Source organism: Tamlana crocina, from assembly GCF_012037625.1.
Genome location: NZ_JAAVJS010000004.1, coordinates 159,232 through 173,958, shown reverse-complemented (window position 1 = coordinate 173,958; position 14,727 = coordinate 159,232). Strand labels below are relative to the sequence as shown.

14 protein-coding genes are annotated in these 14,727 nt (G+C 36.8%); 6 read left to right on the top strand and 8 right to left on the bottom strand.

Translation table 11 applies throughout. From position 1 onward, the window contains the following. Positions 1-61: 61 nt before the first annotated feature. The gene (locus tag HC176_RS04240) at positions 62-463 is read left to right on the top strand and encodes a sugar 3,4-ketoisomerase (protein ID WP_167916935.1); all 402 of its coding nucleotides are present in this window, start codon (positions 62-64) and stop codon (positions 461-463) included. A 14-nt stretch (positions 464-477) separates the two neighbouring features. Here HC176_RS04240 and HC176_RS04235 read toward each other — a convergent pair whose 3' ends face one another. From HC176_RS04235 to HC176_RS04225, 3 genes are read right to left on the bottom strand one after another with little or no spacing between them, the layout of a single operon-like run. Continuing rightward, a complete protein-coding gene (locus tag HC176_RS04235; RefSeq protein ID WP_167916934.1) occupies positions 478-1,428 on the bottom strand; it encodes a glycosyltransferase family 2 protein in 951 nt (316 codons plus the stop codon). Positions 1,429-1,447: 19 nt separating this feature from the next. Continuing rightward, positions 1,448-2,353: a glycosyltransferase family 2 protein gene (locus HC176_RS04230; protein ID WP_167916933.1), complete on the bottom strand. Its 906-nt coding sequence runs from the start codon at positions 2,351-2,353 to the stop codon at positions 1,448-1,450. Continuing rightward, on the bottom strand, positions 2,353-3,264 hold the full coding sequence (locus tag HC176_RS04225; protein ID WP_167916932.1) for a glycosyltransferase family 2 protein: 912 nt from the start codon (positions 3,262-3,264) through the stop codon (positions 2,353-2,355). Before HC176_RS04225 ends, HC176_RS04230 begins: the two co-directional genes overlap by 1 nt. Positions 3,265-3,320: 56 nt before the next feature. Between HC176_RS04225 and HC176_RS04220 the strand changes: the two genes are divergently transcribed. Then, positions 3,321-4,157, top strand: coding sequence for a 2OG-Fe(II) oxygenase (locus HC176_RS04220; RefSeq protein WP_209309652.1), 837 nt, complete (start codon positions 3,321-3,323; stop codon positions 4,155-4,157). Positions 4,158-4,174: 17 nt separating this feature from the next. Here the strand turns inward: HC176_RS04220 and HC176_RS04215 are convergent, their stop codons facing one another. Together HC176_RS04215 and HC176_RS04210 are read right to left on the bottom strand one after the other, a co-directional pair. Continuing rightward, complete coding sequence (locus HC176_RS04215) at positions 4,175-4,918, bottom strand: methyltransferase domain-containing protein (protein ID WP_167916931.1); 744 nt, start codon at positions 4,916-4,918, stop codon at positions 4,175-4,177. A 3-nt stretch (positions 4,919-4,921) separates the two neighbouring features. Continuing rightward, on the bottom strand, positions 4,922-5,605 hold the full coding sequence (locus HC176_RS04210; protein WP_167916930.1) for a cell division ATP-binding protein FtsE: 684 nt from the start codon (positions 5,603-5,605) through the stop codon (positions 4,922-4,924). A 190-nt stretch (positions 5,606-5,795) separates the two neighbouring features. Here HC176_RS04210 and HC176_RS04205 point away from each other — a divergent pair, with 190 nt between their 5' ends. Continuing rightward, positions 5,796-8,834: a tetratricopeptide repeat protein gene (locus tag HC176_RS04205; RefSeq protein WP_167916929.1), complete on the top strand. Its 3,039-nt coding sequence runs from the start codon at positions 5,796-5,798 to the stop codon at positions 8,832-8,834. 23 nt (positions 8,835-8,857) lie between these two features. Beyond that, positions 8,858-10,615, top strand: coding sequence for a porin family protein (locus HC176_RS04200; protein ID WP_245234833.1), 1,758 nt, complete (start codon positions 8,858-8,860; stop codon positions 10,613-10,615). Between the two features lie 12 nt (positions 10,616-10,627). On the opposite strand, the gene HC176_RS04195 is transcribed toward HC176_RS04200, so the two are convergent. Together HC176_RS04195 and HC176_RS04190 are read right to left on the bottom strand one after the other, a co-directional pair. Continuing rightward, positions 10,628-11,782, bottom strand: a complete 1,155-nt coding sequence (locus HC176_RS04195) for an acyltransferase family protein (protein WP_167916928.1) — start codon at positions 11,780-11,782, stop codon at positions 10,628-10,630. A 118-nt stretch (positions 11,783-11,900) separates the two neighbouring features. Then, the gene (locus HC176_RS04190; RefSeq protein WP_167916927.1) at positions 11,901-12,605 is read right to left on the bottom strand and encodes a class I SAM-dependent methyltransferase; all 705 of its coding nucleotides are present in this window, start codon (positions 12,603-12,605) and stop codon (positions 11,901-11,903) included. Positions 12,606-12,765: 160 nt separating this feature from the next. Here HC176_RS04190 and HC176_RS04185 point away from each other — a divergent pair, with 160 nt between their 5' ends. Together HC176_RS04185 and HC176_RS04180 are read left to right on the top strand one after the other, a co-directional pair. Beyond that, positions 12,766-13,257, top strand: a complete 492-nt coding sequence (locus HC176_RS04185; RefSeq protein ID WP_167916926.1) for a YkgJ family cysteine cluster protein — start codon at positions 12,766-12,768, stop codon at positions 13,255-13,257. A gap of 226 nt (positions 13,258-13,483) precedes the next feature. Beyond that, complete coding sequence (locus tag HC176_RS04180) at positions 13,484-14,323, top strand: sterol desaturase family protein (RefSeq protein WP_167916925.1); 840 nt, start codon at positions 13,484-13,486, stop codon at positions 14,321-14,323. On the opposite strand, the gene HC176_RS04175 is transcribed toward HC176_RS04180, so the two are convergent. After that, entirely contained in the window at positions 14,320-14,715 is a 396-nt protein-coding gene (locus HC176_RS04175) for a DUF2721 domain-containing protein (RefSeq protein WP_167916924.1), read from the bottom strand. The genes HC176_RS04180 and HC176_RS04175 overlap by 4 nt on opposite strands. Positions 14,716-14,727 lie beyond the last annotated feature (12 nt).

Below are 14,727 nucleotides of genomic sequence, written 5' to 3'. Positions count from 1 at the left end.
TAAAGTTTGGCAATAAGTACTTAAAATTTTCAAAATAGCAAGAGGGACTTTGAAATTGATAATGACTCCTAAACTAATACAAATACCAAAGATAGAAGACCGAAGGGGCAACCTTTCTGTAATTGAAAAAGAAACCGTTCCTTTTGAAGTCAAACGCGTGTATTATTTGTACGATGTGCCAGCTGGGGCTGAGAGAGGTGGACATGCCCACAAAAATTTAAAACAGTTTTTGGTTGCACTTTCGGGAAGTTTCGATGTTTTTTTGCACGACGGTAAACAGGAATCTAAAATCACTTTAAACAAACCTTATGAGGGGTTGCTTATTCCAACAGGGGTTTGGAGGGAAATTAAAAATTTCTCGTCGGGAGCGGTGTGTTTGGTTTTGGCTTCTGAAGTTTTTGAAGAAGGTGATTATATCAGGGAATTTGATGATTTTTTGAAGTCGAAGAACAATTGTGTTTAACAGAAATGGTCTCGCTAAATTTTCCTGAATCTGTTAGCCACTGTTCTAAACAGTTTGAATTGACTGCATAAATAATATCCTAAATATCTCGCGTTAAAAGGCTTTTTTAGTTTAAAGAACATTTGCCTGCCTAAGCTTACTTGCCCGAATTTTCCAGCCAAATAAAGCATTCCTTCGTTGTATCCTTTCTTGTGGCCTTTTAAAACATGTGGTGGCAAATTATATTTTTCACTGAAGTGGGTGGCCAACTCAAGCAATTGGTCTTTAAATAGTACCTGTTGCTTAAAGTTTTTTATGTGCGTAGAGGATTCACCATGCGTTCTGTAAATATGTAACGATTCATTGATTCTGCAAAAATCGGTGTTCATAGCGAGATCGACCAAAATGGGGTAATCTTCAAATGCAATTTCGTTTTTAATGTAAGTGTCAAAATCAACAAAATCATAAAGTGCTTGTCTTTTATAGCATGTCCCTGCAGGCGTTATTTGACCCAAAAGCAATAAGTTTTTGTATGCTTCTTTAGGGGAATTAATCAGGGTTTTATTGGCAAAACCCTTTGTTTTTTTGGTCTTCTCAAAATAGATGTCGTAGCCACTATCAACAAACCCCAGACTGCTGTCTTTTTCAAAAATATCCACCATTTTTTGTAGCGAATAGGGGTGCTTAAACAGATCGTCGCCGGCTATATCAAAGACATATTTTCCTTTACATCGATCTAAAGTTGTTTTAAAGTTTTTAAGTATGCCGAGTTGCGATTCGTTACGTTTGTATTGAATAAGATTGGGGTGCGCTTTTGAAAATTGGGTTAATATACTGGGCGTATTATCTGATGAATTGTCGTCACCAATCACAACCTCAAAACGAAAAGATGTTTTTTGCATCAAAATTGAGTGAATCGTGCCCTCGATATATTTCTCACTATTGTAAGTGAGTACGTGTACCGAAAGTAGAGGCTGAGAATCCATTCACTGACTAAAAATAAGGTTAAAATGGGAATTTAGAAATCCAAATATAAATCCTTTTACTGTAATAGAATACCCAGATGGGTAGATAATATTTTATTTTCTGAACAAAATTTAAGTTACTTATGTTTACCTTTTTCTTGTAAAACCGGGCTTTTTCTTTATTTCTTTCCGCTTTATAAAGTACCATTAAAAGATAGTGGATCCTGTTAAGGTATTTTTTTAGCCCCGGTTTATGATTGCTTTTAAAATAGATTTCGTAATCTGGGATGATGCGCTTAAAGTTTTTGTTGGGTGCCGTTAATTGACTATCTGTTCCAAACCTGTAAAACGCTTTGTAGTTGTTTATGTAAACTAAAGGGTATTTAGAAAAACACCTTATGAAAAAGTCGTATTCTTCACCGTAGTTCACGGTTTCATTAAAAAAACCAATGTCGTTAAAGGTGTTTTTATTGGCTACAAAAGAACTAAAACCGACAAGGAATTTTGAATGCGTATCAAAATCAGATATGACAATTTCCTCTATTGGCTCGTTTGATTTTACTAAAGATATGTCTTTAACGTTCCGAAAAGGTTTTTCTTTTGAAGTAAAAACATTGTTATTAGGATGTTTGTTTATAACATTGAAAGATGTTTCCAAAAAATCTTCAGCCCAAAGGTCGTCAGCATCCAAAAACGCAACGTATTGTGCCTTGGCCTTTTTTATTCCGAAATTTCTGGTGAATGATAAACCATGATTTTTATTGCTGTAAACTGTGATTTTTTTATTTTGAAAAGCCTCAACTATGGACAAGCTTTTATCGGTAGAGCCGTCGTTTACAATAATAATCTCAAAATCCTGAAAAGTTTGGGCAAGTACACTATTTAAAGTCTCTTTTATGTACTTTTCCTTATTGTATAACGGTATGACTACAGAAAAAAACGGCATTATTTTTTTAAATTAATATAGCAAAAATAGGTAAGCCTGAATGCATCAAATAAAAATAGTGATGCATAATTAGAAGTAAGCTGATAATTATAAATAGGTTTTAAAATTTTATACGTTAGTGATAAAGGGTAATTGAGTTTTAGTTTTTTTATCTTAGAATATATAGAAAGAAAAGTAACAAAATCTGGGTCAACCAAGTTGTTGTTATAAATATATTTTAGGTTTTGAATAGATTTGTGCATTTTTTTATAGAAGACAGAATTTAGATCTATGTCACCATGTAAAACAGGGTTGTCAATATGTTTTACTTTGGCTTTAAGCTTACTAAGTTGAAATGAAAATAATGTGTCCTCATGTCCATAATCAGTTATGTCCTTGTTAAAGCCTATTTTGTTAAATATATCCTTTTTAATCAAAGTATTATTAAATAAAGTGCATTTATAAGGGTGTTTTTCTCTTTTGCGGGCAATTTTGTCTTCTCTGTAAACCCCATATTTCCACCTTAAAATTTGGTTTTTGTTTTGAATACTAGGGTGTACCCTGCCTCCATAAACAACATCAAATGCTCCATTTGCGAAAATGGAATATTTATTCAAAAAATTATTGTCCGCTATAACAGAGTCGCCATCAATGAATAGCAGGTATTCGTATTTTGATTTTTCGACAAGAGAATTCCTGTTAGAACTCAGGCCTAAATTTGCCTTTGATGCTATAAACTTACAGTTTTTTAAATTATTTATTTTTTCGTTTTTAATATTGGTTTCAGACAATGAACCGTCGTCAATACAGATTAATTCAAAAGGGAAGCCCAATTCGATAAATTGTTTTTCAAGGCTTTTAGCCAGAGGAAAAACATTGTAGTTGTAGGTTGGAATTAATATGGATATCATTAATTTTTTGATTGTTTCCAAAAATACATTTTCTTTGATAATTAAAATATTATAAAAAGAAAAGTTAAAGGTTTTGTATGATTGATAGGATGCAAATTGTGGAGTTGATTTTAAAAAGACTGGAAAGTGAGAGGCACAGTTTGAAGATTATGTATAATCAGACTAAAAATAACATAGGTTACTTTTATGTTGATGATTTGTTGCCAGAAACAATAGCTTTTGAGTGTTTTAAAGTCTTTCCTAAACCAGGAGAAATGCGATGCTTAAAAAGCATAAGGGAATACAAGTATGTGTCTGCACAAATGGATAAACATAATGATTTGTTAGAAAAAGTAATTTATGCATTTCAGGATAAAAGGGTAGTTGAATTAATAGGCGAAGTTTGTGATTTAGAATCTGTTTATCCCGATGATTCACTCTATGCTGGAGGTCTTTCACTGATGAATAAAGACAATTTTTTACATCCTCATCTGGATAATTCACATGATGCAGATAGAAACTGCTGGCGGTCACTTAACTTGCTTTATTATGTTACGCCATATTGGGAAGAATCTTATGGCGGAAATCTTGAGCTTTGGCCTGAAGGACCAAGTAAATCGCCCACGGTAATAGAAAGTAAATTTAACAGACTTGTAATTATGGCAACTCACGATTTGTCATGGCATTCGGTCAATAAAGTGGTTGTGGATAAACCGAGATGTTGTATTTCCAACTATTATTTTAGTGATAATCCACTGAGAGAAAATGATAAGTTTCATGTTACAAAATTTAGAGGTAGGCCTGAAGATACCTTTACAAATATAATTTTGGATGTAGATGCGAATATAAGAATGTTGATTAGAAAAATATTTAAAAAAGGCATTCGGAAGAACCCTCATATTTATAAAAAGGAAACGGATTTAGATAAGTATTAAAGCTTAACATGAGTCAATTAAGATTTTAATTTCGTAGCAATTAAAATCGTTTCAGGCGAAATAAAACCATTGTAAAAATCATTATTAGACCTTTCAAAAGTTTTAATTTCAATACTAAAACCTACCCTTTCCAATCTTGATTTTAATCCTTTAACCGAATATATCCTTACATGGTCGTTTTGCCCAAAATGTTCCGCTCTGGCTTCAGGCGTTGTTATGTTATCATCTTCATAAATATCACCATCCTTAAAAGGGGTTTGTATATAAATGGTTCCGTTTGGCTTTAAAACCCGATAAAGCTCTTTCATGGCCAAACGGTCTTTTTCAATATGTTCTAATATGTGATAGCAAATTATAACGTCAAATTGGTCATCGGGTTGGTCGATGTTGGTGATATCAAATTTGTAGTTGGCTAAAAATTCATTTTCGAAATCGGTACTGTGATAATTAATGTTGGAATCTTTTTTTAGCGTTCTGTACAAGCTTCTCGAAGGTGAAAAATGAAGCCAATTCCCCGTTTTGTCTTGCAGACTTAACAGGTGCCAAAGTCTTCGGTTTCTTGATAAACTACCGCACGACGGACATATTAAATCGCTGTGGTTTAAATTGATAAACCGACTTAATTTTTGAGAACAAATATTACATTGGTGCTTGTTGCCCAAATAAAATAGACTGTGGATTTTACGAAAAAACAGTTCGTTTTTGAATAAGAATGTTTTAGGAATACAAGTTTTTAAGGCTTTTTTTATTGAGCTGTACATAATTTAAGCCTTACGTTGCACCACCTCATAAACTTGATTGTCGTCGCACTTTAGGGTTTTGCTAGGGTATTTTAAAAGTAGGGCATAATCATGGGTGGCCATAAGGATGGTATTGCCGTTTTTGTTTATTTCCTGGAGTACTTCCATCACTTCCACACTGGTTTGTGGGTCGAGGTTTCCGGTAGGCTCATCGGCTAAAATCAATTCTGGGTCGTTGAGCAAAGCCCTTGCAATGGCCACACGTTGTTGCTCACCTCCAGAAAGCTCGTGCGGAAATTTGAATCCTTTAGTTTTCATGCCTACTTTGGTGAGGACTTCCTCAATACGGGTATTCATTTTTTCTTTGTCTTTCCAACCGGTGGCTTTCAAAACAAATAATAAATTGTTGTTTATGGTTCTGTCGGTGAGTAGCTTAAAATCCTGAAAAACCACGCCCAATTTCCGACGTAAAAAAGGGATGTCTTTTTCCTTTAAGCCATTCAGTTTAAAATCGACAATGTGGCCTTCGCCTTCGGTGAGTGGCAAGTCGCCATAAAGTGTTTTCATAAAACTACTTTTTCCAGTACCGGTTTTACCAATTAAATACACAAAATCCCCTTTGTAAACTTCAACATTAACGTTGGACAGCACTAAACTGTCACCTTGATAAATAGAGGCGTCTTTTAATTGTAAAATCGGGTTTGGCATAAAGTAAGCTAGTTTTTCATGTGGCGTAAAAATATCACTAAAAAGTTAAACCTTAAAGTTAACGTCCAAAAGTTTGGTTTATTTCTTGTTTTGGTTAGAATATTTATTCCCTTTTATAATTATGGCATGATTATTTCGTTATAGAGATGATATTGATTTATCTTTGGTTCAACTTAAAAACAAACCCTTAATGACTAAAAAAAGCATCCTATCGTGCCTAGCGATATTGAGTTTTAGTTTTCATATTATAGCGCAGCAATCGGCCGTTTACACTAGTAATTTGGTCGAATACCAAAAGGCTCTGTCGCTTTACAACAATCAACAATACCAAGCTGCACAAACCCTGTTTAAGGACGTAAAGGAAACTACAAACGAACACACTTTGGAATCCGATTGTGCCTATTACATCGCTAATTGTGCCGTACGTTTAAACCAACAAAATGCCGACCAATTGGTGGAAGATTTTGTGGAAGAATATCCAACTAGTACGAAAAAAAACACCGCTTATGTCGACGTGGCCGATTATTATTTTGCCAACGGAAAATACGCTTATGCTAGAAAATGGTACGATAAAGTTGATGAAAGCGGATTGTCACGAAAAGAAAAGGAAAAATTCTACTTCAACAACGGTTATACGGCCTTTACGACCAAGCAATATAAGGATGCGAAGAAGTATTTAAGTAGAGTGGAAAGTTCTCAGGAGTACGGTTCGCAGGCCAAATATTACATTGGTTATATGGCTTATGAAGGCGACGATTACGAGCAGGCCAACACCTATTTCGAACAAGTAGGTAACCAAGAGCGTTACAAAGAAAAACTGTCGTACTACCAAGCCGATTTAAATTTTAAACTAGGGAATTTTGAAAAGGCCATTCAGCTGGCCAAGGAGCAATTAAAGAAAAGTGATGCCAATGAAGTATCCGAACTCTCTAAAATCATTGGTGAAAGCTACTTCAACTTAGAGCAATATGCCGAAGCCATTCCATATTTAAAGGCCTACAAAGGAAAGAAAGGTCCTCGTGACCGAACCGGAAAATGGAGTAACACTGATTATTACCAATTGGGCTATGCCTACTATAAGCAAAAAGATTACGAAAAAGCGATTTCAGAATTCAATAGAATTATTGGGGGCACCAACAGTATCGCTCAAAATGCCTATTACCATTTGGGCGAAAGTTATGTGCATTTGGGCAAAAAGCAAGAGGCTTTAAATGCCTTTAGAAATGCCTCTCAAATGGATTTCGATTTGAAAATCCAGGAAGATGCTTGGCTAAATTATGCCAAGATAAGCTACGAAATTGGTAACCCCTATCAGCCTGCGCCACAGGTTTTGGCGGGCTATTTGGAAAAATATCCTAATACGGCTTACAAGGAAGAAGTGGAAACCCTGTTAATTGATTCATATATCACTTCAAAAAACTACAAAGAAGCATTAGAATTGCTGAAAGGCAAAAGAAGTTTTGAAAACAAAGTCGCCTACCAAAAAGTGGCGTTTTACAGAGGATTGGAACTTTATAATGAAGGCCAATTTATAGAAGCGGAAAGGCTTTTTGACGAATCGTTGAGCCAACAGCAAGATGCCGTTTATACGTCGAGGACTACATTTTGGAAGGCGGAAACTGATTATAACCTTGGTGACTTTGATGAGGCTTTAATTGGTTTTAAACAGTTCAAGCTACAGGCTGAATCCATCACAGTGCCAGAATTCAAAAATGTAGATTATAACTTGGCCTACACCTATTTCAAATTAAAAAACTACGGAAAGGCTATCGACCATTTTAAGCAATACATCGCTGCCAGAAACGGTGATAAAGTGAGGCTGAATGATACCTATTTGCGTTTGGGCGATACTTATTTTGTGTCGAGCGAATACCAAAATGCCGTTTTAGCCTATCGGGATGCCATTCAACTGAATGAAATCGATACCGATTATCCGGCGTTTCAAAAGGCTATTAGCGTGGGTTATGCGGGGCAATCGTCAAAAAAAATACAGGAATTGGAACAATTCATTTCGAAATATCCCGATTCAAAATTACGGGATGATGCTTTGTACGAATTGGGTAATTCTTATGTAAAAGCCAACGACACCCAAAAAGCGATGGGCGCTTATAACCAATTGGCGAGCGAATACCGTATGAGTTCGTTTGTGCCGAAAGCCCTGTTGCGTCAAGGTTTGGTGTATTATAATGGCGGAAAGAACGAACAGGCTTTAACCAAATTCAAAAAGGTGGCGGGCGATTATGCTGGTTCGCCGGAAGCCGAGCAAGCTGTTTCAACCGCACGTTTGATTTACATTGATTTGGGCCGTGTAGACGATTATGCCGCTTGGGTTAAAACCTTGGATTATGTTGAGGTAACCGATAAAGATTTGGACGATGCCACTTACGAGGCTGCTGAAAAGCAATATTTGGATAACAATACAGATAAGGCTATTTCTCAGTTTAATGGGTATTTAAACCAATTCCCGAACGGACTGCATGCCCAAAACGCTCATTTTTACGTAGCGCAATTGTATTACAAAAAGGGCTTGGTTGAAAACGCCGCGCCGCATTACCAATATATTGTCGAGGCACCACAAAGTGAATATACCGAGGAAGCACTTACCCGATTTTCACAATTTCATTTAGAGAAGAAAAATTGGAACCAAGCTATGCCACTGTTGCAACGATTGGAGCAAGAGGCTAATTTTCTGCAGAATGTCACTTTTGCGCAATCGAATATGATGAAGGCGCATTACCAATTGGAAAATTATTCGCAAGCGGTAACGTATGCCGAAAAAGTGTTGGGCAGTTCAACAATCGACAATAAAATAAAGACCGATGCCCATATTATTATCGCGCGTTCAGCCATGAAAACGGATAACGAAACTAAAGCCGAATCGGCCTACGCACAAGTTGAAAAAGTAGCCACGGGCGAAACGGCAGCCGAAGCTCTGTATTTCAATGCTTACTTTAAAAATAAGGATGGCAGTTATGAAGCCTCAAATAACACGGTGCAAAAACTCGCCAAAGATTTTTCAGGTTACAAATATTACAGTGCCAAAGGCTTGGTGTTGATGGCCAAGAATTTTTATGCGCTCAACGATGCGTTTCAGGCTACATACATTTTAGAAAGTGTTATTCAGAATTTTGCTGAATTTGAGGATGTGGTCAGCGAGGCCAAAGCCGAATTGAGTAAGATAAAAACCGAAGAAGCCAAAACCAATTCATCCGTTCAACCCCAAGATTAATTTTCGAAGTTAAAAGTTGAATTTTGAAATTAAATAAACAAAACATGCAAAAGCAAACCCAATATATCATCACCGCTATTTTTTTACTTAATGTTGTTGTCGCATTTTCACAAAGGAAACCAACCGACACCTTGGATACCGGAGTTATCGATGTGGTTAAACCCTATACGCCCAGTATTTCGGATGCCTTTAAGGTAAAAGAAACCCCGTCGGTGGACGATGAAACCACCGAAACCAAAAAAGAGGTGAAGTACAACATTTTCTCTTTTCCGGTAGCCTCAACGTTTACTCCAGCCAAGGGAAAAGCCGCTGTGGTTGAAAAAGCGAAACCCATCAAGCTGTTTGATAATTACGCCACATTAGGCGTGGGCAGCTACACCACTATTTTGGGTGAGGTGTATTTAAACCACGCCATAAGCCGAAACGAAACGGTGGGCGGTTATGTTAGCCATCACTCGTCTGGTGGCGATATTGAAGGCGTTCAGTTTGATGATAATTTTTCAAACTCCAAACTCAATGTAAATTACTCCAGCCAAATGCGCGATTTGTCATGGAATGCCGAAGTAGGGGCGCAGCACCAAATGTACAATTGGTACGGGGTGCCACAGTCGCAAATTACACAAGCGCAGGCCAATAATATTGATGTGGGCCACTCGTTTTTTGATGTGCATTTGGGAGGCGACGTGTCTTTTGAAGATACTTATATCAACTCTGGAAGTTTCCTTTTTAGACGTTTTAGCGATAACCAAGGTTCTGGTGAAAACCGATTGGTGTTAAAAGGAAAAGTTGATGTGCCGATTAATTACGAAGAGATTTCAACCGAATTAAAAATTGATTATTTAGGCGGTGAGTTAGACAGGATTTATTCGGTAGACGTGCCTTTGGAATACGGAAATTTCACCATAAACCTGGCACCCACCTATCAATTGAAGCAAGACGATTTAACCCTTAATTTAGGGGTGTCTTTGGCCTATTTAAACGACAGGCCGTCCGGCGAAAGCAAATTTTACGTGTACCCCAACATTACCGCGTCTTACCGTCTGGTGAACGATGTACTGATTGCTTACGGGGGCATTCAGGGCGATTTAATTCAAAATTCATATCGCGAATTCGCCAATGAAAATCCGTTTGTATCGCCCACTTTATTCATTAGGCCAACCGACCAATTGTACAATGCTTATGTAGGGTTAAAAGGAAAAATATCCAGCAATATGAGCTATAATTTCAGCGGAAAATACATTTCCGATAGGAACAAAGCGCTGTACAGAACGAATGAAATTAAAGATGGTGTTTTGGCTGAAAATGATTATGACTACGGCAACTCTTTCGGCATCGTTTACGATAATGTGGACACTTTTGGGGTTTCGGGTGAAATTAATGCCGATGTAAACCGAAATTTCAAATTAGGATTAAAGGCTGAATATTTTGCCTATGATACGGATGGCGAAGCCGAAGCTTGGAATTTGCCCGATTTTAAAGGGTCGTTGTTTGTCGATTACCAAATTGACGACAACTGGTTTGCCGGGGCTAATTTGTTTTACATTGGCGAGCGCAAGGATATTTTGGAAACAGAAGGTTCGTTAACGCCAACTACAACCGAGATAACAGTTCTAGACAGCTATTTTGACGCCAATGCCCATGTGGGTTACCATATTAACGAGCAGTTTTCTATTTTCGGAAAAGTGAATAACATCGCCGACAAAGCCTATCAAAAGTGGCAAAATTTCCCGGTACAGAGCATTCAGTTTTTAGCAGGGGCTACTTATAAGTTTGATTTTTAAAAAAAATTATTGTTAGTAAGTAATTATTCTTTTTTCAGGTTTTTTCCCAGTTCTTTTTTTGTGCCATTTGATGATGGGAGTCTCAAAGTATTTATATGACAGGCTTGCAACAAATACAGTTATTCCTAACACTAAGCAATAATAAGTTATCTGATATAAAATCAAGTTGTTCAAAAATAGGGAGGTTTTTAGAAAAAAGAAGCTTATGGCGTAGATCACAAACATGTGATACATATAAATCCCATAAGTTCTTTGGCCAATCCAATCTAGGATTTTGTAATCTATTTTTATAATGTTATTTGGATTTGATGATACATTAATTATCAACCAACCGAAAAGTAGGCTTAAAGGAAGGCTCAAAACTGCATCTAATACAGGACTATAAGTTTTTATTGAATACCAGCCAACAATTAAAAAGGCAAGAATAAATTGAGGCCATTTTTTTGAAAAGATGAACAAACTTAAAAGTTTTTCTTTATGACGTTTCAAATAGTAGCCCATTAATGCTCCAAACCCCATGAAGTGAAGGTTTAATGTGTTTTTAATTAATTTTTTTATATTTTTTGAAAGCGGAACTGATTCTATGGAGATTAAGATATAGATTAATGCGGAGGTTATGATAATTAACCATAAAAAGATTTGAATGTACTTCATCTTTGATTTTATAAATGGAAGAAAGTATAAATAGAATTGTTCTTGAATGCCTATAGACCAAGTGATATTTAAAATTCCCCCAACGTGATAAAAGCTGTTGTAAACATTTGGAAAAAAAAAGAAATAAAATAGGAATGCTATAAATGGGTCAAAATTTCCGGAAAAGTCTACGTCTAATGAAGGTAGAACAAAAGTGTATAAACTTACTCCAGCTAATATCACTAGATAATAAACGGGGGCTAGTCTAAAAAAACGGTTGACGAAAAATTTTTTTAGGTTTATTGTTTTGTGTTTGTCATATTCTCCTAGTCTAATGTAGGTTATTAAAAAGCCGCTTAGTGTAAAGAAAAAAGAAACCCCTCCCTTACTTAAAAACGCATATTTGGGTAAAGTGGGTAATCCAACGGTTAATTGGTTGTGCTGTATATGTTTTGCAATAATGAAAAAAGCAGCTATGAACCTCAAAGTGTTGAGGCCATATAAATAGCCTTTTTTTGGGGGGAGTGTGCGCATCGATGTTTTGAAGAGAATTATTGATGTGCAATAGTAAAATAAAATAAGAAGATTTTCCTACGGGTTACCGTAATGTAAGTCTTTTATTCTAGAATGATATTTGTCAGTAAAAATAAGTTTAGATGGTTTCATGCAATTTGGCCAAATAATCAAAATGTTTCCCTTCGGCAACCAATTCACAGTTCAATCCAACCGTTTCACAGGCCAATTTTAAGGTTTCAAAATCGAGGTAGAGCCATTTCATCGAGGTTTCCTTTTCGCCCTTGTAGCTCAAAAAATAATCGAGTTCGCCGTAGTAATTGGCGTTCATGTCCATCCAAAAGCCGCCATCCTCGTCTTCGTACATGTATTTAATGTCGGACGAATCAATTAAAATTTGTCCGCCGCTGTTTAGCAAACTTTTCAAATGCTTCAAGTATTTGGAAACTTGGGTAAGTTCCTGAAAAATGCCCGTGCCGTTCATCAATAGTAAAATGGTATCGAAAGTTTCGGTTTCATCCAAAACCGAGATATTTTCGACGTTTAAAACACCCCGCTTTTTGGATACTTCAATAGCACCTTCAGATATATCGATGGCTTTAACCTCGAAACCTTTTACCTGTAAATGCAGACTGTGGCTTCCAGTACCGCAGCCCACATCCAACACCTTGCCTTTACAAAGTTTTAGGGCTTTTTGTTCCAAATGAGGCATTTCAGAATAACTACGGAACAAATAGGGCAGGGGCAGCTCATCATCATCCGAAATGCTAGTGGAAGTGATGATGTCTTCAGTGTAATTTCCGTTGTGGTAATCGAGCAGGGCTTTTCCGAAAAGGTCTTTCATTTCAATTGTGTCTAGTCTGTTAAAAAAGTCGTCATTCCGAACAAAGTGAAGGAATCTGTTGAAATCAAGTTCTTGACTATATAAAGATTACTTCTGTCATGCTGTCCCGAAAGCTTTCGGGATTGATTCAGCATCTCATCAAATTTAGTATTTTTGCGCCATGCAAGACTTCATAAATAACCTTCCAAAGCTGGCCAAAGATAAGCATAACGAAAACAAAAAATTCTTTGCGAAGCTAAAAAAGAAACCGCCCAAGAATTTGGATTATGTGATGCAGGATTTGCACGACGACGAATTTGAGCGCACTGATTGTTTGGAGTGTGCCAACTGCTGTAAGACCACAGGGCCTTTATTTACCGATAAGGATATTGATCGCATTTCCAAACATTTTAGGATGAAGCCTCAACAATTTATTGAGCAGTATTTGCGTATAGATGAGGAAAACGATTATGTGCTGCAAAGTGTGCCATGTACGTTTTTGGGCGCTGATAATTACTGCTCCATTTACGATGTGCGCCCCAAGGCCTGCCGTGAATTTCCGCATACCGACCGGAAAAAATTTCAGCAAATTTCAAATCTTACTTTAAAAAATGTGGCCATTTGCCCAGCGGCTTTTAACATTGTAGAGACCATGAAGCAAAAAATAAAATAAGTATATTTAGTGTGTATTTGCAGGTTTAGACGTTAACAATGATTTTAATTTGAAGTTGTTAGGTTGAACGCTGTCGAAACCCAATGAATTTTGTTTCAATAAACCCTTCGTTTTGCTTTACAAGGTGCTTTTAAAGAAAATATATTTCTTTTTCAATCAATACTCAAGGTGACAAAAGTTGTTCATTTAAACAGTGTGAAGTTGTAGATACATTAAATTTACACCCGTGGAAACCATCCTAAATTACTTCGAAACCATCCCTTCGCACCATCGAGCGGCCATTATTGTCGGTGGCTTAACCTTGTTTTGGTTACTGGAAGGCATAGTGCCATTAATAGGGCTTAAATATAAGAAGTGGCATCACGCAGTGCCGAATATCTTTTTCACGATAACCACCATTTTAGTGAATTTGCCCTTAGCCTTTTTACTGTTAAAAGCATCAGACTGGGTGATGGCGGAAAACTTTGGTGTATTAAATTGGTTGCCCGAAATGCCGCTGTGGCTTTACGTGATTTTGGGACTTGTCTTGTTGGATGGCGTTGGTGCTTACCTGCCGCATATTGTTGAGCATAAAGTAAAACCACTGTGGATGGTTCACTTAGTGCATCACTCCGATCATTATGTGGATACCACAACGGCCAATCGGCACCATCCGTTGGAGAGTCTTATCCGCTATGTGTTTACGTTGTTGGGGGTGGTGATTGTTGGAACTCCCATTGGTTTGGTGCTACTGTATCAATCGTTGTCGGTAGTGGCCACACAATTTAACCATGCCAACATTAAATTGCCCAAAAAAGTGGATGATTGGTTGAGTTATTTTATAGTATCACCCGATATGCACAAAGTTCACCACCACTACAAAATGCCCTATACCGATAGCAACTACGGAAATATTTTTTCGGTTTGGGATAGAATTTTCGGAACGTTTAAAAAACTGGATACTGATAAAATTATTTACGGTGTAGATGTGTTTCCTGATGAAAAGGAAAATAGCAATATAAAAGATTTGCTAAAACAGCCTTTTCAAAAATGCCGAAAACCCACGACGATGGAAGATGAGGTTTAACCCTTTTCAATATCGCTAATATGGTGCTCTAAAGCTTTCACCGAAATTTGAATTTCTATAATCAACAAACCCAAAGAAACAATCAATAAAAGTAGCGCGATGCCGAATACCCAAACGGCAGGGGTGTCTTGTTGTATGTAAATTAAAAACATGGTAAGTACACAAAGTAGCAAACTGGTAATGCCAAAAATTTGCATGTAACGGGTAAGGTAAAGCCGCTGCCTAATGTTTTTAATTTGTGCAATTAACACGCGGTTGGGGTTCTTTTTGTATTTGGCGTGTAGTTCGCGAATCACTGCGGCGTAAGCTAAAAAGCGGTTGGTATAGGCCAGCATAATTAATGAAATAGCCGAAAATAAAAGCGCAGGTGTAGTTAGTGTTAGCTGTTCCATGATAAAAGTTTC

What these genes read in the sequence shown, in the direction of transcription:
- HC176_RS04215 (WP_167916931.1), bottom strand. Translation starts at nt 4,918, where the DNA reads ATGTACAGCTCAATAAAAAAAGCCTTAAAAACTTGTATTCCTAAAACA.
- HC176_RS04220 (WP_209309652.1), top strand. Translation starts at nt 3,321, where the DNA reads ATGATTGATAGGATGCAAATTGTGGAGTTGATTTTAAAAAGACTGGAA.
- HC176_RS04190 (WP_167916927.1), bottom strand. Translation starts at nt 12,605, where the DNA reads ATGAAAGACCTTTTCGGAAAAGCCCTGCTCGATTACCACAACGGAAAT.
- HC176_RS04205 (WP_167916929.1), top strand. Translation starts at nt 5,796, where the DNA reads ATGACTAAAAAAAGCATCCTATCGTGCCTAGCGATATTGAGTTTTAGT.
- HC176_RS04175 (WP_167916924.1), bottom strand. Translation starts at nt 14,715, where the DNA reads ATGGAACAGCTAACACTAACTACACCTGCGCTTTTATTTTCGGCTATT.
- HC176_RS04210 (WP_167916930.1), bottom strand. Translation starts at nt 5,605, where the DNA reads ATGCCAAACCCGATTTTACAATTAAAAGACGCCTCTATTTATCAAGGT.
- HC176_RS04230 (WP_167916933.1), bottom strand. Translation starts at nt 2,353, where the DNA reads ATGCCGTTTTTTTCTGTAGTCATACCGTTATACAATAAGGAAAAGTAC.
- HC176_RS04195 (WP_167916928.1), bottom strand. Translation starts at nt 11,782, where the DNA reads ATGCGCACACTCCCCCCAAAAAAAGGCTATTTATATGGCCTCAACACT.
- HC176_RS04185 (WP_167916926.1), top strand. Translation starts at nt 12,766, where the DNA reads ATGCAAGACTTCATAAATAACCTTCCAAAGCTGGCCAAAGATAAGCAT.
- HC176_RS04240 (WP_167916935.1), top strand. Translation starts at nt 62, where the DNA reads ATGACTCCTAAACTAATACAAATACCAAAGATAGAAGACCGAAGGGGC.
- HC176_RS04235 (WP_167916934.1), bottom strand. Translation starts at nt 1,428, where the DNA reads ATGGATTCTCAGCCTCTACTTTCGGTACACGTACTCACTTACAATAGT.